This window comes from Rugosimonospora acidiphila (assembly GCF_039543385.1).
Taxonomy (GTDB): domain Bacteria; phylum Actinomycetota; class Actinomycetes; order Mycobacteriales; family Micromonosporaceae; genus Rugosimonospora; species Rugosimonospora acidiphila.
In genome coordinates this window covers 206,951-225,409 of record NZ_BAABJQ010000014.1, presented here as the reverse complement: position 1 = coordinate 225,409, position 18,459 = coordinate 206,951, and the positions used below count along the sequence as shown (strand labels likewise).

General features: G+C 71.8%; 17 protein-coding genes. 10 read left to right on the top strand and 7 right to left on the bottom strand.

The window, feature by feature from the left end; genetic code table 11:
- Positions 1-63: 63 nt before the first annotated feature.
- Both ABEA87_RS23570 and ABEA87_RS23565 read right to left on the bottom strand, forming a co-directional pair.
- Positions 64-1,695: an amidase gene (locus ABEA87_RS23570; RefSeq protein WP_345632905.1), complete on the bottom strand. Its 1,632-nt coding sequence runs from the start codon at positions 1,693-1,695 to the stop codon at positions 64-66.
- Positions 1,692-1,997, bottom strand: a complete 306-nt coding sequence (locus ABEA87_RS23565; RefSeq protein ID WP_345632904.1) for a hypothetical protein — start codon at positions 1,995-1,997, stop codon at positions 1,692-1,694. The genes ABEA87_RS23570 and ABEA87_RS23565 overlap by 4 nt, the downstream gene beginning before the upstream one ends.
- Positions 1,998-2,193: 196 nt before the next feature.
- Here ABEA87_RS23565 and ABEA87_RS23560 point away from each other — a divergent pair, with 196 nt between their 5' ends.
- The 6 genes from ABEA87_RS23560 (at position 2,194) to ABEA87_RS23535 (ending at position 7,414) form a co-directional block, all read left to right on the top strand.
- On the top strand, positions 2,194-2,973 hold the full coding sequence (locus ABEA87_RS23560) for an aspartate/glutamate racemase family protein (protein ID WP_345632902.1): 780 nt from the start codon (positions 2,194-2,196) through the stop codon (positions 2,971-2,973).
- 102 nt (positions 2,974-3,075) lie between these two features.
- A complete protein-coding gene (locus tag ABEA87_RS23555; RefSeq protein ID WP_345632901.1) occupies positions 3,076-3,519 on the top strand; it encodes a GNAT family N-acetyltransferase in 444 nt (147 codons plus the stop codon).
- A 71-nt stretch (positions 3,520-3,590) separates the two neighbouring features.
- Positions 3,591-4,235 (top strand): hypothetical protein, encoded by a 645-nt coding sequence (locus tag ABEA87_RS23550; protein WP_345632899.1) that lies wholly within the window; start codon positions 3,591-3,593, stop codon positions 4,233-4,235.
- A gap of 82 nt (positions 4,236-4,317) precedes the next feature.
- On the top strand, positions 4,318-5,367 hold the full coding sequence (locus ABEA87_RS23545; protein ID WP_345632897.1) for an aldo/keto reductase: 1,050 nt from the start codon (positions 4,318-4,320) through the stop codon (positions 5,365-5,367).
- A gap of 152 nt (positions 5,368-5,519) precedes the next feature.
- The gene (locus ABEA87_RS23540) at positions 5,520-6,755 is read left to right on the top strand and encodes a sensor histidine kinase (RefSeq protein ID WP_345632896.1); all 1,236 of its coding nucleotides are present in this window, start codon (positions 5,520-5,522) and stop codon (positions 6,753-6,755) included.
- Positions 6,752-7,414 (top strand): response regulator transcription factor, encoded by a 663-nt coding sequence (locus ABEA87_RS23535; RefSeq protein ID WP_345632894.1) that lies wholly within the window; start codon positions 6,752-6,754, stop codon positions 7,412-7,414. The genes ABEA87_RS23540 and ABEA87_RS23535 overlap by 4 nt, the downstream gene beginning before the upstream one ends.
- Before the next feature lie 3 nt (positions 7,415-7,417).
- On the opposite strand, the gene ABEA87_RS23530 is transcribed toward ABEA87_RS23535, so the two are convergent.
- Positions 7,418-8,128 carry an FkbM family methyltransferase gene (locus ABEA87_RS23530; RefSeq protein ID WP_345632892.1) on the bottom strand — a complete coding sequence of 237 codons (711 nt, stop codon included), beginning with the start codon at positions 8,126-8,128 and terminating at the stop codon, positions 7,418-7,420.
- Between the two features lie 301 nt (positions 8,129-8,429).
- On the opposite strand from ABEA87_RS23530, the gene ABEA87_RS23525 reads away from it, so the two are divergent.
- The 3 genes from ABEA87_RS23525 (at position 8,430) to ABEA87_RS23515 (ending at position 11,431) form a co-directional block, all read left to right on the top strand.
- The gene (locus tag ABEA87_RS23525) at positions 8,430-9,518 is read left to right on the top strand and encodes an alpha/beta hydrolase (RefSeq protein ID WP_345632891.1); all 1,089 of its coding nucleotides are present in this window, start codon (positions 8,430-8,432) and stop codon (positions 9,516-9,518) included.
- Positions 9,515-10,762 (top strand): acyltransferase family protein, encoded by a 1,248-nt coding sequence (locus ABEA87_RS23520; RefSeq protein WP_345632889.1) that lies wholly within the window; start codon positions 9,515-9,517, stop codon positions 10,760-10,762. Before ABEA87_RS23525 ends, ABEA87_RS23520 begins: the two co-directional genes overlap by 4 nt.
- 126 nt (positions 10,763-10,888) lie before the next feature.
- Positions 10,889-11,431: a hypothetical protein gene (locus tag ABEA87_RS23515; RefSeq protein WP_345632887.1), complete on the top strand. Its 543-nt coding sequence runs from the start codon at positions 10,889-10,891 to the stop codon at positions 11,429-11,431.
- A 202-nt stretch (positions 11,432-11,633) separates the two neighbouring features.
- Here the strand turns inward: ABEA87_RS23515 and ABEA87_RS23510 are convergent, their stop codons facing one another.
- The 4 genes from ABEA87_RS23510 to ABEA87_RS23495 form a co-directional block, all read right to left on the bottom strand.
- Positions 11,634-12,251, bottom strand: a complete 618-nt coding sequence (locus tag ABEA87_RS23510; protein WP_345632885.1) for a GNAT family N-acetyltransferase — start codon at positions 12,249-12,251, stop codon at positions 11,634-11,636.
- A gap of 49 nt (positions 12,252-12,300) precedes the next feature.
- Positions 12,301-13,869, bottom strand: coding sequence for an APC family permease (locus tag ABEA87_RS23505; protein WP_345632883.1), 1,569 nt, complete (start codon positions 13,867-13,869; stop codon positions 12,301-12,303).
- 50 nt (positions 13,870-13,919) lie between these two features.
- Positions 13,920-14,558, bottom strand: a complete 639-nt coding sequence (locus tag ABEA87_RS23500) for a GOLPH3/VPS74 family protein (RefSeq protein ID WP_345632882.1) — start codon at positions 14,556-14,558, stop codon at positions 13,920-13,922.
- Positions 14,559-14,929: 371 nt separating this feature from the next.
- Positions 14,930-15,118, bottom strand: a complete 189-nt coding sequence (locus tag ABEA87_RS23495) for a hypothetical protein (RefSeq protein WP_345632881.1) — start codon at positions 15,116-15,118, stop codon at positions 14,930-14,932.
- Between the two features lie 335 nt (positions 15,119-15,453).
- On the opposite strand from ABEA87_RS23495, the gene ABEA87_RS23490 reads away from it, so the two are divergent.
- A complete protein-coding gene (locus ABEA87_RS23490; RefSeq protein WP_345632879.1) occupies positions 15,454-18,306 on the top strand; it encodes an ATP-binding protein in 2,853 nt (950 codons plus the stop codon).
- Positions 18,307-18,459 lie beyond the last annotated feature (153 nt).

Below are 18,459 nucleotides of genomic sequence, written 5' to 3'. Positions count from 1 at the left end.
GGCGACCGGGCGGGCGCCGACGGTCGCGTCCCGTGGTGCGTAAGGGAGCGCGACCGTCGCGGGTCAGGCGCTGGTGGCCGCGGCCTGTTCCGGGGTCAGCCGTGGCGGACCGGTCACCGCCGCCCGGGACAGCGGCGCCGCCACCACCGGGTCGGCCGGGCGCTCGGTGTGCCAGGACGTCACCGCCTGATACGCGGCGGCCACCTCCAGCAGCCGGTCCTCCTCGTACGGCGCACCGCCGAGAATGGTGCCGACCGGCACCTTCGGGTCCGATCCGACGGGGGCGAACCCGATCGGCAGCGCGAGTTCGGGCAGGCCCAGGATGTCGAAGGGTACCGGCCCGGTCTGCAGCAGCACGTCGCAGCCGCTCATGACGCCGTCGAGCAGCTCACGCAGCAGGTGGTTCTTGGCCCGCTGGCCAGTGATCCACTCGTCACCGGACAGGAACAGGCCCTGCAGCCAACTGAGCAGCGACACGCCGAACAGCTTCGGGTCCTGCCTCAGGTACGGCAGGAACGGCTCGGTCCGCTCGCTGAGCCGCACGTTGTTGAACGTGTCGGTCAGCAGGCCCCAGTCGTCGGGGTAGCCGACGTTCACAATCTTCGCGCCCGGGATCGAGGCCAGTTGGTCCAGGAACCCGTGGCGCAGTGCGAGGACGTCGGCGCCGACCCCGGTGAGGTAGTCCGGCGGTACCCCGATCGTCGTGGCCCGCCGCAGCACCACCTTCTTGCCCCGGCGCACCGGCAGCGCCGAGGTCACCAGGTCCGGCACGGCCGGCAGGCCGAGCGTGCGCGGGTCGTTCTGGTCCGGGCCGGCGAGGACGCTGAGCATGATGGCGGCGTCGAGCGCGTCGCGGGCCAGCGGTCCGGAGTGGTCGCGCGTGTAGGACAGCGGGATCACGCCGTAGACCGAGGTGCGGCCCATCGTCGGCTTGAGGCCGGTGAGGTTCTGCTGGTTGGACGGCAACACGATGCTGCCGCCGGTCTGGGTACCGATGGAGGAGCACGCCATCCGGCCCGCCACCGAGCAGGCGGGGCCGGTCGACGAGCCACCCGGGTCGACCGACGGGTCCCCGGGCGTCCAGGCGTTGACGGTGGTGACCGTGCCGTTGGGGGTGGTGGCGCGGGTGGTCGCCAGCGGGCCCATCTGCCCCTTGCCGACCACTATCCCGCCGGCGGCCTTCAACCGGGCCACCGAGGTGGCGTCGTAGGGCGGTACGAAGTTCTCGAAGATGAAGGAGTTGGCCGTCGTGACGACCCCGGCGGTGTAGTAGTTGTCCTTGACGCACAAGGGAATCCCGCTCAGCACCCCGCCCGGGTGCCGGTCCGCGGCCCTGGCCTGTTCGCGGGCGGCGTCCGCGGTGACCGCGTTGAACGCCTGGTACACCGAATCGAACGTGGCGATGCGTCGCAGGTGCGCCTCGACCAGCTCCACCGCGCTCAGCTTCCGGTGGCGCAGCAGCGTGACGGCCTCGGCGACGGTCGCCTCGGTCGGGTCCTGCCTCGCCTCCGGCCGCACGTCCACGTCCGGCACGGTGACCTTCTTGCCGCCGGCCAGCGATGCCGCACCGGCGTCGGGCCCCCCGGCGGCGGGGGAGGCGAACGCGGTGGCCGGCAGGGCCGCCGCCGCGGCGGTACCGGCGGCGACCGAGGCGGACCGGGCGAGGAACACCCGCCGGTTGAACTCCCGGGTCACCGTCCCTCCCGTCCGGTCCACGCCTCGGTGATCGAGGGGTACTCCAGCGGCGGGGACAGCTCCTGGCTGAGCGCGTCGGCGTCGGTGGTCGTCGCCGGCACCGGCCGCCACCCGTTGATCGCGGTGGGAGTCTTGAGCACGAACGAGCGCAGGGAGGAGAGCACCTGCGCCTGGGTGGGCGCGCCGGTGACGGGGTCGGCGGTGGTCGGCAGCAGGTTGAGGTCGATTCCGGAAACGGCCAGCCGGGCCACGATGAACGTATTCAGCTGGTCGGTGGTCAGTGACGAGGGGTCGATGGCCATGCATTCCTCCGGGTCCGGGGAGCGAGGTGCGGGCTCGCGACTATCCGATCCGCCGTGCCTGGATCGCCGCGCTGGCCGCGTCGATGAAGATCCAAACCGGCAGCGGTTTCGCCGGCGGGTCGCGACAATGAAGAGCGCGTTTCCCGCCGGTCCGTACCGCCCGCGACGGGCGGCGCGGCGCTGGTAGAAAGGGATCATGCTGACCATCGGGATGCTCGGCGGGATGAGCTGGGAGTCCAGCGCGCACTACTACCGGCTGGCCAACGAACTCGTGCGCGAGCGCCTCGGCGGCCTGCATTCGGCCCGGTGCGTGCTGCACTCGGTCGATTTCGCCGACATCGAACACCTGCAGGCGACCGAGCGGTGGGACGAGGCCGGCCTCCTGCTCGGCCGGGCCGCCGCGGCCGTGCAGGCCGCGGGCGCGGACCTGCTGTTGTTGTGTACCAACACGATGCACAGGGTCGCCGAGCAGGTTCAGGACGCCATCGACATTCCCCTGCTGCACCTGGCCGACGCCACCGCCGCCGCGGTCACCGCGGCCGGTCTGCACACCGTCGGCCTGCTCGGCACGGCCTTCACCATGGAGCAGGACTTCTACCGCGACCGGCTCGCCGCGGGCGGCCTGCGCGTGATAGTTCCCGAGGCCGGCGACCGCGCCGAGGTGCACCGCGTCATCTACGAGGAATTGTGCCTCGGCGACATCCGTGACACCTCCCGACAGGCGTACCGGGGCGTCATCGACCGGCTCGTGGGCTCCGGCGCCCGGGGCGTCATCCTCGGCTGCACCGAGATCGAGCTGCTGATCTCGCCGGCCGACTGCCCCGTTCCGGTGTTTCCCACCTCGCGGCTTCACGTCGAGGCCGCGGTCGATGCCGCCTTGGGGGGAGCGCAGCCGAGCCGGTTCGTGGCGCAGGCGAGCCCCCCCGACGCCCTCCTACCAGGACGCATCGAAGCCCGCCACATCGCCACAGCGTAGGGCGCTGTACGCCGGAAGGGCGTCCGCTTGAGCAGCTGTTGAGAGTACCGGGATCGCGCTCGCCCGAGGGTGGCCGGGCCGGGGCTGGCCTACACTCTCGGCGTGATCATCCGTGAGGCGACCCGCGCCGACCTGCCCGCCATCCTCGCCCTGCTGGTAGACGACGACCTGGGCGCCGACCGCGACAGCGTCGAGGTCGACGAGGCGTACGAGCGGGCCTTCGCGGACCTCGACGCCGATCCGCGGGCCCTCCAGATCGTGGGAGAGCAGGACGGCCAGGTAATCGGCTGCATGCAGATCGTCTACCTCCCGGGTCTCAGCCGGCACGGCGCGCGGCGCGCCCAGATCGAGGCGGTCCGGGTCCGCTCGCAGCGTCGTGGCCAGGGGCTCGGCCGCCAGTTGATGGACTGGGCGATCGCGCACGCTGCCCAGCGCGGCTGCACGATCGTGCAGCTCACATCCCACAAGTCGAGGGTCGACGCGCACCGCTTCTACGTCCGGCTCGGCTTCGTCGCCAGCCACGAGGGCATGAAGCTGACCCTCTGATCTTCTGACCGTTTGCCCTTCTGATCCTTTGACGGTACCGGGTAGCCGAGGCGCAGGCCCGGCTCGACGTGGTGGGCCGCGAGCGCGACGCCGCCAGGGCACGGCTGGAGCAGCTCGCCGGGGCATCCGGCGCGTACACGGCCGTACTCGGGGAGAAGGAGCGGTTCCTGCGGGGATCCGACGACCCGCGCGGAGCCGAGCTGCTCAGCCTTGCCGAGGAGTCGGGGCGGCTGACCGGTGAGGTGCGCGAGGTGGACGAGGCGCTGCGGGCCGGCCGGCAGGCGCAGGAAGCGCTGTCTCGGCTCGCTGATCGGCTGTCCAGCGCGTCGGGCTGGTCGACGTACGACACCTTCTTCGGCGGCGGCGCGATCGCCAGCGCTATCAAGCACTCGCGCCTGGACGATGCGGCACGCGACGCCGCCTACGCCGACAGGTGCCTGGCCGTGCTGCGCACCGAACTCGCCGACGTGGACGGGGAGCAACCGGCCGTGCCACGGCTGGGGCTGGACGGCCTGACCAGGTTCGTGGACATCTGGTTCGACAACGCCTTCACGGACTTCGCGGTGCGCGGCCGGATCAAACAGGCCCAGGAAAGTGTCGCCCGCTCGACGCGGCTGGTCGGTGACGTGATGAACCGGCTGCGGCAGCGCTCGGCGCAGGCACGGGCGCGGCTTGCCGCCATCCAAACGCGCCGCGACGACCTGCTTACCCGGTAGCGATCGATCGACGGGTGCCCGACCACGCCCTAGTAGGCTGGGTCAGGTTTGTGTTGATCACCCGCGAGGGAGGTAAGGCCCGATGCAGCTGCGTACGCTGGGCGCGACCGGAATCAAGGTAAGCCCGTACTGCCTGGGCGCGATGATGTTCGGGGCCTGGGGCAATCAGGACCACGACGACTCGATCAAGATCATTCATGCAGCCCTGGACGCCGGCATCAACTTCGTGGACACCGCCGACGTCTACTCACGCGGCGAGTCCGAGGAGATCGTGGGCAAGGCGCTGCGCGGGCGGCGCGACGACGTGGTACTCGCCACGAAGGTGCACAGCGCCATGGGCGACGACCCGAACCTGCGCGGCAACTCCCGCCGGTGGATCATCCGGGAGGTGGAGAACAGCCTGCGCAGGCTGGGCACCGACCACATCGACCTGTACCAGATCCACCGCCCGGACCCGGACACGGACATCGAGGAGACCCTGTCGGCCCTCACCGACCTGGTGCGCTCCGGCAAGGTACGGGCCATCGGCTCGTCGACCTTCCCGGCCGAGCAGATCGTCGAGGCGCAGTGGGCCGCCGAGCGCCGCGGGTACGAGCGGTTCCGCAGCGAGCAGCCGCCGTACTCGATCCTCACCCGCGGCATCGAGACCGGGGTGCTGCCCACCACCGCGAAGTACGGCATGGGCGTCATCGCCTGGAGCCCGCTGAGCGGCGGGTGGCTCACCGGGAAGTACCGCAAGGGTCAGGAGATCGATATGACCAGCGGCCGGCCGGCCCGCATCCCGGCCCGGTTCGACCCGTCGCTGCCCGGCAACGCCCGCAAACTCGACCTGGTCGAGCAGCTGATCGAGCTGGCGGGGGAGTCCGGCATCTCACTGACCCACCTCGCGGTCGCGTTCGTGGTGGCCCACCCGGCGGTGACCTCGGCGATCATCGGCCCGCGCACCATGGAGCAGCTCACCGACCTGCTGGACGGGGCGCAGGTCAGCCTGAGCGACGACGTGCTGGACCGGATCGACCAGATCGTGGCACCCGGTACCAACGCCAACGTGGCCGACTCCGGCTGGATGCCGCCGGCCCTGGCCGACGCGAGCCTGCGCCGCCGCCCGCCGGCCCAGCGCGCGGCGGCCTGACCCAGCGACGGGCGTGAGACGGCCGGGACGTGGTGGCGAACCTCACCCGCCCCGGCTGTCCACCCCCGGCCGTCCACCCCCGGTCGTCCACCCCCGGTCGTCCGTCCACGGTCTGATGCCGGCCGGGAGGGCGGCCGGTTAACCTCGCCGGCATGGACCCGACCCCGCACGTACCCCGACCGCCGCGGCGGCGCCTGCTGCCGCCGGCGGCGCGCACGGCCCTGGTCTGGACGGCGGTCGGCCTGTTCCCGTTCGTGCTGATCCTGTCCCTCGGTACTCCCACGAGCCGCGCGAGCATCGATCTCGTCGTCGTCAAGGTGCCCCAGATTTACGCGCTGCCGATCCTGGCCATGGCGTTGCCCACCACGCTGCTGCGTCGTCGACCCGTGCTGGCCCTGACGCTGACGGTGTTCGGCGCGGCCGCGCAGGTCGTGGCCGTGCACCTGCCGCCCTGGCAGGCCGGGTACCTGTCCGACGTCCGGGTGGTGCAGATCCTGGCCATGGACCTCGCCGTGGGCGTCGTCGCGGCCACCCGGCCCCGTCGGGTCTCGATCGCGGTGGCGGTGGGAGCGGTCTGCGTCCAGATCGTCATCGGTTTCGGCAACCCGAACGGCGTGCTCCTCGGCAGGCGACCCGAGGTGCCCATGCTGGCCATGGCCATCGCCTGGATGATCGGCAACTCGGTCCGGGCGCGCCGGCGGTACGCCGAGGCGGCGGGCTCTCAGGCCGAAATCCAGGCGGTCACCGCCGAGCGCCTGCGCATCGCCCGCGAACTGCACGACCTGGTGGCGCACAGCATCGGCGTCATCGCGATCCAGGCCGGCGTCGGCAGCCGGGTGATGGACACCCAGCCGGCCGAGGCCCGCAACGCGCTGCTCACCATCGAAGCCACCAGCCGGGAGACCCTGGCCGGGCTGCGCCGGGTGGTCGGCGGGCTGCGCCGCACCGAGGCTGGCGAGCGGTCCGGGGCGGGGCCGCTCGATCCGGCGCCGGGGCTGGCCGACCTCGACCGGCTGGTCGAGACGACGATTGGCGCCGGGGTCAGCGTGGACGTGACGTGGCTGGGCGACCGGCGGCCGGTACCCGGTGACATCGACCTGTCCGCGTACCGCATCATCCAGGAGGCGGTCACCAACGTGGTGCGCCACGCCGGCACGCCGCGGTGCCGGGTGACGGTCGACTACCGGGGCGAGGAGCTGGCGATCGAGATCACCGACGACGGGCGGGGCTGCCCCGTGCCGGCCACCGGGTACGGCATCACCGGCATGCGCGAGCGGGTGGGGCTGCTGCACGGCGGGTTCAGCGCGGAACCGCGCGCCGAGGGCGGCTTCCGGGTCGCGGCGACCCTGCCGCTGCCCGAAACCGTCGCCGCGCCGGCGCGGCCATGACGATCCGGATCCTGCTCGCCGACGACCAGCCGCTGGTGCGCTCCGGGCTGCGCGTGCTCATCGCCGACGTGCCCGACCTGGAGGTGGTGGGCGAGGCGGGCACCGGCGCCGAGGCGGTCCAGGGGGTGGGCCAGCTGCGGCCGGACGTGGTACTGATGGACATCCGGATGCCCGGCATGGACGGGATCGAGGCCACCCGCCTGATCACCGGCGGCCCGGAGCCCTCGCGGGTGCTGGTGCTGACCACCTTCGACGAGGACGAGCACGTCTACGGCGCGCTGCGCGCGGGGGCGAGCGGCTTCCTGGTCAAGGACATGGCGGTGGAGGACATCCTCGCCGCGATCCGCGTGGTCGCCGCGGGCGACGCGTTGATAGCCCCGGGCGTCACCCGCCGGCTCATCGCCGACTTCGTGGCCTCCGGCACGCCTGCCGCGCCGCGCCGCGCACGACCGGTCGCGAACATCACCGAGCGGGAGCGCGAGGTGCTCACCCTGGTCGGGCGCGGCCGGTCGAACGCCGAGATCGCGGCCGACCTGTACATCACCATGGCTACCGCCAAATCGCACGTGACCCGGCTGCTGACCAAGCTGGACGCCCGGGATCGGGTGCAGCTCGTGATCATCGCGTACGAGCTGGGACTGGTCGCACCAGGCGGCTGAGCCTCAGCCGATCGCCCCGGTGGGCCGGAACAGGTAGTTGTTCGCGTGCACGCACACCTTGTCGGCCGCGCGCCAGCCCCGCCGCCACGCGTACATCGAGTAGCCTCGCTCGGCGAGCCAGTTCACGACATCGTCGGGGGAGTACTCGTACCGTGCGGTGTGCCGCGCCTCGATCTCGATGAGCATCGTCGGCCGGAACCTGTCGATGGACCGTTCGCCGCCGCGCAGCACGTGCAGCTCCCCGCCCTCGACGTCTATCTTCACGAAGTCCAGCCGGGTCAGCTCGGCCCCGGCGCACAGCCCGTCGAGCGTGTTCACGTCCACGAGTAGGTCCGCGTGCTGGGCGAACTCGTCGTTCGAGCCGAGGCCGTGGGTGTTCCAGGCGAGGAAGGACCGGCTGGTGTCCGGCCCGTGCGCGCCGAAAGGCACACGCATCGCCACCCGGCCGGGCCGCTCGCCCAGCGCCATGGTGTGGTGGCGGACGTTCCCGCGCCGCCGGGCACCCAGCACCCGTGACCAGAGCGGATGCGAGAAGGACAGCGGCTCCACGCTGTGCACCAGCCCGGCCGGCCCGACCAGGTGAGACAACGCCTGGCTGTACAGGCCGGCGGCCGAGCCCACGTCCAGGCACACGTCGTCGGGTCCGACCAGGGCGGGCAGCGTGTGCAGTTCGGTGTCCAGGTACCGCGTGTGGCGCGCCAACAGGTTTGCCACGGCGGTCGTGAGAGTGGGTCGGTCGAGGCGGGGCATGCGTCTTCTCCCGGTGGTCGGTTGTTGTCGGCGCGGTGCGAAACGCTGGCCGGACAAGGACTCGCCGGCCGCGACCGTTCGCCGTGACGCCGTGATCGTATTGAGCGGCGCGGAGCGCGGGCATCGGTCCGCGGGCGTACACCCACGGGTGCGTGCGCCGGTGCCGATTGCCGTCGACGAGCCCATGCCCCGCGCCGGCGCCGTCCGCGGGGATGCGGTCGGCGGGCCGATGCCGGCGCCGGCCGGTTTCGGCACCGTTGGGCGCATGATCGAACGGGGCAACCTCAGCAGACCGTACCGGAACCTGGCCACCGCGCTGGTGGCTCTCGCGGTGGCGGTGACGCCGTCCGCCGGCGCGCTGCTGGCCGCGCCGGGGAAGGTGGCGCTTCCGGCGCCGGCCGGTGCCGCCGCGTGGCGCGCGGACGCCCGGCACCTTCCCGATCCGATGTCGGCCGATCCCGTTGCGGTACAACGGTTCCTGGCTTCGGCCGGCCCCGCCGAGCAGCGTGGGCTGGTCGCCGAGTACCCGGGCGTGATGGGCGACCTCGACGGCGTGCCGTTCGCGCTGCGGTACGCGGCGAACCGGCGGGCCATGAGCGACGCCGGCGCGCCGTACCGGGGCCAGGACGGGCAGTTCCTGCTGTTCGACCCGCGCGGCAACGGCCGGCTGGCCCAGGTCTTCGGCGACCTGGCGACGGCCGACCGGATAGCGGTACTGGTGCCGGGCGCGGGGAACCGGGCGGCGAACTTCTGGCGCGGCGTGGGCGGCAAGCGGTTCCGGTCGCCGGCGGTGCAGGCGGCCGACCTGTACCGGGCGGCGGCCGGATACCCCGGTGGCGACCGGTTGGCGGTGATCGCCTGGCTCGGGTACGACACCCCGCGGGGCGTGAACGCGGCCGCCGCGCGCGAGGACCTCGCGCGCTCGGGCGCCGCCGCGCTGAACCGGTTCGTGTCCGGGCTGGCCGCACTCCGTCCACAAGCGACGATCGCGCTGTTCGGGCACAGCTACGGGTCGACGGTGATCGGGCTGGCCGCGCCCCGGCTGCCCCACCAGGTGACTGACCTCGCGGTGTTCGGCAGCCCGGGAATGGGCGTGGACCGCGTGGCCGACCTGCACACCACGGCGCGGGTGTGGGCGGGGCAGGCCCCGGGGGACTGGGTGCGCTGGGTTCCGGGGGTGCGGCTGTTCGGGGTCGGTCACGGCATCAAGCCCGCCGATCCGTCCTTCGGTGCCCGTCTCTTTCCGACGGCGGGCGTCGCCGACCATGACCACTACCTGGCGCCCGGCACCGACTCGCTGGCGAGTCTGGCCCGCATCGCGGCGTCCGGCGGCCTTGGCGGGGTGCGGCCGTGACCGGCGGCACGGTCACGGCCCGGCGGCCGGGCTGGGCCGTCCGGATCGAGGCCGCGACGCCGCCGCACCGCGACCGGACGGTGGACGCGCTGCGGGCGGTCGCGATCGCCGGCGTGGTGCTCGGGCACTGGCTGGTGTCGGCCCTGGTCGGTGACCCGCACCAACCGGGGGCGCTGCACGGCGCGAGCCCGCTGGCGCACGCGCCGTGGCTCGACCCGGTGAGTTGGTTCTTCCAGACGCTGGGGCCGTTCTTCTTCGCCGGCGGATACGCGGCGGCCCGAGGCGCCCTCCGTCGCGAGGGCGCGACCGAGCCGGCCTCTGGCGCGGGCGAGCACCCGCGGTCTGAGAATCGCCGACCGCTGTCCTGGCTGGGTTCCCGGCTGGTCCGGCTGATCCGGCCGGTCCTGGTCCTCGCGGCGGTCTGGCTGACCGCCCTGCTGCTGCTGCGCGCCGCCGGGGTACCGGCCGGCACCCGGCGCGCGGTCTGGTCTCTGGTGTCGCACCCGCTGTGGTTCCTGCTGGTGTACCTGGCCCTGACCGCGCTGACCCCGGTGCTGCGGGCGGTCATCGTTCGAGCTGGACTGTGGTCGGTCGGGCCGCCGGTGGTGCTGGTCGCGCTGACCGACGCGGTACGCCCGCACGGGCTGCCCACCTGGCTTGCCCTGCTGGCCGTACCGGTGGGCTGGTCGGTGCCGTATCTGCTCGGTCTGGCGTGCGGGCAGGGCCGGCTGAGGCGGGCCACTGGCGCCGTGCTGCTGCCGCTTGGGGTGGCCGCCGGGGCCGGGCTGGTGCTGCTGGCCGGCTACCCGGCCAGCGCGGTCGGGGTGCCCGGTGACGGCTGGTCGAATCTGGACCCGCCGTCATTGTTCGCGCTCGCCCTGGCCGCCGCCCAGCTCGGCGCGTTCCTGCTGGTGCGGCCGTGGCTGGCCCGGGTGCTGCGCCGCGCGGTCCTCTGGGCGCCGGTCGCGGCGGTCAACCGCGCCGCGATGACCGTCTACTGCTGGCACCAGAGCGCGCTGCTGCTGGTGACGTTCGCCGGCCTGCCGTTCGGAGCGCCGCCCGGCCTGCTCGACCCACCCACGGGCGACTGGCCCTGGCACCGGCTGGCCTGGCTACCGGTGTTCGCTGCCGCCCTGACCTGCCTGTGTCTGGTGTTCCACCGGTTCGAGGCGCGGGCCGCACGGCGGTCGGTCACCGTGCGGCCCGCGCGGCCGACCGTGCGGGCGGGCGGGTCGGCCCAATAAAGATCGGTTGTTGTATGCAACTTGCCAAATGTAACGCATTGTTACTGGGCCATGACTTCGCGTATCCTTGGGGCACGTGCACGTATCCACGTAGACGAATTCCAACGGTGCGATCGGGGTCTGGGGATGGGCATCAAAATTGTCGGCGAGATGGACGACACCCTCATCGAAGACGCGTGGAGCCTCTACCACAAGGCATTTCGCGAGCTCAACGCCCTCGCGGTCCAGCGGCACCTGATGTATCGCGACGAGTTCGACGCGGTGATGGTCGACCCTCGGGTGCAGAAGTACCTGTGCCTGGACGACGCCGGGGCACTGTGCGGGCTGGCCACGTACACCAATGACCTGCACGCGGTACCGCTGATCTCACCCGAGTACTTCGAGCGCCGATGGCCGAGGTACTACGCGGAAGGCCGGATCTGGTACGTCGGCTTCGTGGCAGTCGAGACCGGTGCACCGATCACGACGTTCCACGAGCTGATCGCCGCCATGCACGAGACGTCGACCCGCGATTCGATCACCGCGCTGGACGTCTGTACGCGTACCGACGAGATCAGGCACCTGCCCCGGTCCGTCCGGGTGCTGCTGCACCGGCTCGCCGGCAACGTGCGGATGCAACGGCTGGACGAGCAGTCGTACTGGATGTACGACTTCCCGGAAGCCGCCTGAGCGCAGCCGCAGCCGTTCTTTGGCGAGGCGAGCACAGGCTAGGGCTGGCACCGCCTGAGCACAGCCGCAGCCGTTTTTTGGCGAGGCGAGCACAGGCTAGGGCTGGCACCGCCTGAGCGCAGCCGCAGCCGTTTTTTGGCGAGGCGAGCACAGGCTAGGGCTGGCACCGCCTGAGCGCAGACCGCGTGCCGGACCCGGCGCGTCAGGCCATCGGCTCCCGCCACATCGGCCAGATCGACGGCCCGTCGTCCTCCAGCCGGATTTCCGGGCGGCAGACGTAGCCGTGGCGCAGGTACAGGTCGCGGTTGCGGGGATCGTTGGCCTCCAGGTAGGCGGGGATTCCGGCGTCGTCGAGCCTGGCGTGATGGCGGTCGAGCAGTGCGCTGCCGATGCCTCGGTTCTGCAGCCTCGGCTGCACGGCGATGAACGCGAGGTAGTGGTGCGGCTCAAGTGGGTGGTGCGCCTCGAGCGCGGCGTCCAGTATCCGCACGCGGTCGAATGCCGACTCGGAGGCGTTTTTGATCCGGACGTCGTAGTCGGCCGGTCCAGGCAGTGGCGCGGTGAGCGGGAACCACAGGGCCACGCCGGACAGTTCGCCCGTGTGCTCGTCGACGGACGTGTAGACCTCGCCGTACCGGATGGCGTGCTCGGCGAAGATGCCGAAGTAGGCGGGGGCGTACTCGCGCCGGACGGTCACTTCGGGCGCGAGCCACTGGGCGACCAGGCCGTCGCCCATCGCGTCGGCCAGAAGCTTGGTGAGTTCGCCGGTATCCACCGGGGCGACGTCGCGGATCACCAGATCCTGGATGGCATACGTCATAGCAATCCCTTTCTTGGTTTCGGGAAAGACGAGAGCGGCGAGGTGCGGTTCAGCCCCAGAACCCGCGGGCGCTGATGGGCTCGGAGTGCGGCTCGGGTTGCGGCTCAAGCCGCGGCTCGGGCTGCGGCTCGCGCCGCTGCCAGGGGATGGGCGGCGGCGTCACGTTGCCGCCGGCGCCCCGGCCGATCGCGGCGTACACCTGCGGGCGCCGCACCCGGGTGATCGCGCCCCAGCACAGGCCGAGCACCGCCACCGCCGCGTACGCGGGCGGGATGAGCCAGCGGAACGGCGAGTGCGGCGCGACCTGGAGCATGTCGCCCAGGCCGACGACGGTGGCCGCGAGCACGCCGGTGAGCAGGAGGAACGCCGCCCCCGGAGCGATCCAGGCGCGCCACGCGTTCTCCCGTCCCCGGTTACGGGCGAAGAACGCCACCACCGCGGCCGAGGCGCTCCACATCAGGATGAGCACACCCAGCCCGCCGATGACGGTCAGCCAGGCGAACAGGTAGACCAGCGGGTCGGCGTGGGTACGGGAGTAGGCGGCCAGCACCGCCAGCGCCAGGACGCTCTGCGTGAGCGAGCCGAGCAGCGGCGCGCCGGTACGCGGCTGGGTGCGGCCCCAGGCCAGCGGCAGGATGCCCTCCCGGCCCAGGGCGAATTGGTACCGGGCGACCGCGGCGTGAAAGGCGAGCAGCGCCGCGAACACGCTGGTGAGGAACAGGGCGTACCCGATGTGTAGGAGGATGGTCGGCACGTGCGGGGCGACGAGGGTGAACACCAGGTTGGTCTTCTGTGCCTTCGCCTCCGGCACGATGTTGGCCTGCCCGGCGGCGACGGCCATCGCCCACGCCGACGTGCCGCACAGCAGGCCGGGGATGATCACTGCCCAGTGCGTGGCGCGGGCGATGGTGCGTTTGGGATCCCTGGCCTCCTCCGACAGCACCACGGTCGCCTCGAAGCCCACGAAGCCGGTGATCGCCACCACGAGCATCGCGGCGGCCTGTGGAGAGAGCATGTTGGCCGGGTTGAGCATGCCGTAGCCGACGCTGCCGCCGGCCGGATGGGCGATCATCACGCCGTCGTAGATGAGCACGAGCGTGATCTCGCAGACCAGCAGCACCGCCAGTACGCGGCCGGACAGGTCGACCCAGAGCAGGCCGAGTACCGAGACCAGCGCCCAGCCCACCAGGGCGCAGGCGAACCAGCTGACGTGGTAGCCGGCGGTCTGAAACAGGTTGGAGGCGACCACGCCGAACAGCCCGAACAGGCCGATCTGCATCATCGAGTACGCCGGCAGGGCGACGAACGCCGCGCTCACACCCGGTATCCGGCCCAGCCCGTGGCTGATGTAGGAGTAGAAGGCGCCGGAGTTGACGATGTGGCGGCTCATCGCCACGAACCCGACCGTGAACATCGACAGGATCGCCGCGGCGACCACGTACGACAGCGGCACGGCCGTGCTGCCGATGACCGCGTAGATCGTGGTGACCGCGCCGAGGATGACCGTCAGCGGTGCGGCGCCAGCGACGCCGAAGAACACCACCGACGGCACCCCGAGCCGATTGCTCGCCAGTGACCGCGACACGATGTCGGGTCCAGCGGCGTCCGGTCGCGCCATTGCCAGCCTCCAAACTTGGGTCCGGCCCATGGCGTGGCGCCCGCGCGGGCTCAACGTCGACCGGCTGAGAGAACGGATCCGACGGACGTCTGCGTGTGCTCGATGAGCTCGCGTAGGTCCGCCGGAAGGGAGTTGACGACGATATGCAGATATTCCAGACCCGGACGGTGTACCGGCAGGTCCCACAGGACGTACCGGGTCAGTCCGGTCGCGAACATCAGGCCGGCCAGCATCCGGTCCTCGATGTCCAGCTCGCCCTGCCGGACGAGCAGGTTCGCCAGGCGCACCCGGGCCCAGGCCGCGGCGTTGCGCTGGTCCGCGTTCATCGGCATGTAGAGCGTCTGGCTGCTCATCAGCCTGCGGCGGACCACTGTCTCGACGGCGCCCGCCCGCAGTAGACGCTCGCCCACCTTCTCCGACGCCTCCTGGGCCAGGTACGCCAGCCAGACGCGCACGTCGCGATGCTGCGGCTGGGCGATGAGCAGGTCCAGGACGTTGTGCGCGAGCGGGTCGCCGGGCGGATCGCGACTGACGACCGACAGTTCGCCGTCGAATATCCGTACCCGGCCGAGCAGTATCAGCTCGCCCATGAGGCCGGCCGCCAGGCCCAGGCTGGTGGCCCGGGAGTGTAGGCGGGATCGGCCGTTTCGGTCCTCGTGTGCGATCAGGAAGAACTGGTCAGCCAGCACCGTAGCCACCCCTTGACCCCGACGACGGACGTAGAGCACCGGTGCCGGTCGCCGTCGGTGGCTCCGGTGCGCCGGTGTCCTGGCCATATGCACGAGTTCCCATTGTCGTGGGCCGGGGCGGTGAAACATCGATCACCTGGCGTATATGTCCGGCCGCAGACGGCAAGGGGGGCGGCGGCTACCTCGGATACACACAGGTGGGTCGGGAGACATCCGCCAGGTGGCGGATCCGCGACGCCGAAGCCGGTGGGGCGAGGGTCGCGGGCCGGGCGGGTCGATCACACACCGCCCGGCTCCGCACGTGCCATTTCGCAATTTGCACCCGGGAATTGCAGATCAGAACTTCCCATCCCCGAGGGGATTGGGCATCATCAGATGTCGTAGTGAACGTCGGGGCTCGATACGGAGGTGGTAGCCGAGCCGATCGCAATCACGTGGGCTGAAGCGTACTGGCTTGTGGCGTGGTGGCTTGCGGGTGCCTTGGCCGTTGCAGCGGCCATCAATGCACCCGCGGTGCTCATCATTACGACAAGCATGATCACGCTGCGTTTGGTTCGCATCGCGACTCCTGCCAAGCGGGTAACTACAGGGACACCCGGCCAGGTGGTCGTTACGTTCGATGTGCAACATGGACGCGGGGTGATCCTAGGATTATGCGCGGGTTAACGCAACATTAACTTAAGATGAATTAACCAGGCCCAATTGCGATCCGTGATCCTTATCGGCATTTGTGATCTGCAACGTCGTTCTACGCGACTGACCTGCGGAAATGCCGATGCAGATCATGAACCGGCAAAACATTGCCGAACCGATGTTCCTCGGCGGCTCGTCGCGGATGAACACCGAATGAATCAACCGCATTACTGACGACGCAGCCAGAGTGGGGTGTGGCGGGTTGACTGAAGCGCTTGTTGCCGAATCGCTAGTTGGTCGCCGCCACCAACTCGACCAGGCCCGCGGCTGGATCGCCGATCTGGCCGCGGGCCGCGGTCAGTCCGTGCTGATCGAGGGTGAGCCCGGGATCGGCAAGTCCTCTCTGCTGCGGGTTCTCGCCAGCGACGCGGTGTCCGCCGGCTGCCGAGTGTTCTGGGCGATCTGCGACGAACTCAGCCAGGCATTCCCACTGCTGCCGCTGCTGGAGGCCGCACAGGCCGAGACCGGGGTGGCCGGCGACGGGCCGGCCCGCATCGCCGAAATGCTGAGGGCGGAGACCACGCCCGGCAGCCGGACCGATGTGGTGGCCGCGGCCACCGAGCGGTTCCTCGCTCTCATGGACGAGGTGTGCTCTGGGCAACCCGTGCTGCTCATCGTCGACGACCTGCAGTGGGCCGACCCGGCGACCGTGATGGCGCTGGGCCGGCTGGTCCGATCGGTCCGGCAGATGTCCCTGCTGTTGGTCGGCGCGAGCCGGCCGGTGCCGCGCCGGGAGGACGTGATCGCGCTGCGCCGGGCGGTGGAGCCGGACGGCGGGCTGCTGCGCCTGCGCGGCCTGTCCGAGAACGAGGCGGCCGAGCTGATCGCCCGCGAGGTCGGCGGCGTGCCGGGAGCTCGGCTGCGCGGCCTCGCCGAGGGGGCCGCCGGCAACCCGCTCTACCTCATCGAACTGGTCGACGCGCTGGTGCGCGGCCGGGCGCTGACCGTCGAGGGCGACTGCGTGGAGGCCGCCGGGGGATCACCGCCGGACTCGCTCGCCGGTGCCATCGCCGACCGGCTGGAGTTCCTGTCCTCCTCGGCGCGCGAGGTGCTGCGGATGGCCGCGCTGCTCGGCGAGGAGTTCTCGGTCTCCGAGCTGGCCGTGGCCTCGGGCCGCCCGGTCACCGACCTGCTGCCCGCGCTCGACGAGGCACTGCTCGCCGGCGTCGTCACGGACAGCGGCCACGAGCTCGCCTTCCGGCACCCGCTGATCAGGTCCGCCCTCTACGACGTGATGCCCATCGCGGTGCGTGCGGCCTGGCACCGGGACGCCGCCCGAGCGCTCACCGAGGACGGCGCCCCGGTCGAACAGGTGGCCCGCCAGCTGCTCCCGGCCGCCGACGCGTTCCGCAGCACGGGCGCGGTGGACGACTGGATGGTGCGCTGGCTCGCCAGCGCCGGCCAGCAACTGGTCGGCCAGGCCCCGCACGCCGCCATCCCGCTGCTGCGCTGGGCGGTGGGTGCGATCCCCGCCGGGGACCCGCCGCACGACCTGCTCACCTGCCGGCTGGCCGACGCGCTCTACTCGGCCGGCGAGACCGCCGCCGCCGCGGCGGTGGCCGGGGCGGCGCTGGATCAGGTCACCCGGCCGGAACTCCTGGTCGACCTGCACTGGACGCTCGCGCCCTGCCGGATCGCGGAGGGGCGCTCGGAGGAGGCCCTGGCCGAGGTGACGCGCACGCTCGAGTCCTACGATCTCCAGCCGCGCGCGCGGGCCCGCCTGCTCGTCCTCGTCGCCCGCCTGCAGCGCAGCCTCGGCCGGCTGGAGGCCGCCGGCCAGGTCGCGAAGGAGGCGTTCGACCTGGCGGCCTCGGCGGGGGATCGCTGGGCCAGCGGTTGGTCGTTGGGCGTGCTGACGCTGATCCACGGCATGCGCGGCGATACGACCGAGTCGCTGGCGCTGTTCGACCGGGTGCGTGCCATGGTCGAGGGCGACCCGTCGCTGACCGACCTGAGGCTGATGCTGCAGATCAACCAGGCGGCCACGCTCGGCGACATGGACCGCTACGATGCCGCGTTCAGCGCCGCCGAGCAGGTGCGCCAGCTCGCCGACGACGCCGGCAACGTGGCCCGCCTGGCGCAGGCCCAGGTCGTGGTCGCCGAGTTGCTGTTCGACGTCGGCCGGTGGGACGACGCGCTGGCCGAGGTCGACCTCAGCTCCCACCCGCAGTCCGACCCGAGCGTCGAGTGCAGCGCGTACGGCCTGGCCGCCATCATCCAGTTCCACCGGGGCGAGACCACCGCCATCCGGCACCTGGCCAAGGCCGAGCGGTGCGCCGCCCGGCTGGGCGAGGACCGGCTGCTGGGCCCGCTCGCGCTGGCGCGCAGCCTGGACCGGGAGCAGTCCGAGGCGCCCGGCGACGCGTTGGCCCTGCTGATGGCCGGGCTGTCGGAGAGCTCCGAGGACGTGGAGGAGACCGCCGACCTGATGGCCGACGCGGTACGCCTCGCCATGATGGTCGGGGACGACGAGACCGCGCAGGCCGTGGCCAGCCGCGCCGAGTCGGTCGCCGACTCCTCGGACATACCGCACTGGAAGGCGGTCGGCACGCACTGTCGTGGCCTGCTCGACCGCGATCCGGTGGCGCTGCTGGCGGCCGCCGCCCATTACCACGCGGCCCAGCGCCCGCTGCCCCGCGCGCAGGCGCTGGAGGCCGCCGCGGTCGCGCTGGCCGACGCCGGGGACACCACCGCCGCGCGTACCCACTTCACCGACGCGTACTCGGTGTACTCGTCGCTCGGGGCGGGCTGGGACCTGGACCGTACGCAGGCCACGTTCCGCGCGTATGGCATCCGCCGCGGCCCGCACGCCCCGCACCGCCGGTCCCGCCACGGCTGGGACAGCCTCACCCCGACCGAGCTGCGGATCGCCGAGCAGGTCTCGCGGGGTCTGTCCAACCCGCAGATCGCCGCACAGCTGTTCCTGTCCCGGCGCACCGTGCAGACCCACGTCTCGCACGTACTGGCCAAGCTCGGGGTGAGCTCGCGGATCGACATCGCGAGGGAGGCGAACCGCCGCAGTTCGACCGGCCCGGAGAACGCCGGGCCGGTGTAGGCCCTGTCTTGCCGATCATCCGGCGGCAAGACAGGGCCCCGGCGGGCGGCCGAACGCTCACGCCAGCCGTCGAGTGTGCGTTCGGCCGCCTCGCTCTAACCGCGTACCGCCGGCCCAGGCGGTGACGCGGTGGTGCTGGCTGCGCCGGCCCCT

Coding starts and splice junctions, on each gene's coding strand:
- ABEA87_RS23565 (WP_345632904.1), bottom strand. CDS start 1,997: ATGGCCATCGACCCCTCGTCACTGACCACCGACCAGCTGAATACGTTC.
- ABEA87_RS23560 (WP_345632902.1), top strand. CDS start 2,194: ATGCTGACCATCGGGATGCTCGGCGGGATGAGCTGGGAGTCCAGCGCG.
- ABEA87_RS23545 (WP_345632897.1), top strand. CDS start 4,318: ATGCAGCTGCGTACGCTGGGCGCGACCGGAATCAAGGTAAGCCCGTAC.
- ABEA87_RS23540 (WP_345632896.1), top strand. CDS start 5,520: ATGGACCCGACCCCGCACGTACCCCGACCGCCGCGGCGGCGCCTGCTG.
- ABEA87_RS23535 (WP_345632894.1), top strand. CDS start 6,752: ATGACGATCCGGATCCTGCTCGCCGACGACCAGCCGCTGGTGCGCTCC.
- ABEA87_RS23525 (WP_345632891.1), top strand. CDS start 8,430: ATGATCGAACGGGGCAACCTCAGCAGACCGTACCGGAACCTGGCCACC.
- ABEA87_RS23515 (WP_345632887.1), top strand. CDS start 10,889: ATGGGCATCAAAATTGTCGGCGAGATGGACGACACCCTCATCGAAGAC.
- ABEA87_RS23510 (WP_345632885.1), bottom strand. CDS start 12,251: ATGACGTATGCCATCCAGGATCTGGTGATCCGCGACGTCGCCCCGGTG.
- ABEA87_RS23505 (WP_345632883.1), bottom strand. CDS start 13,869: ATGGCGCGACCGGACGCCGCTGGACCCGACATCGTGTCGCGGTCACTG.
- ABEA87_RS23495 (WP_345632881.1), bottom strand. CDS start 15,118: ATGCGAACCAAACGCAGCGTGATCATGCTTGTCGTAATGATGAGCACC.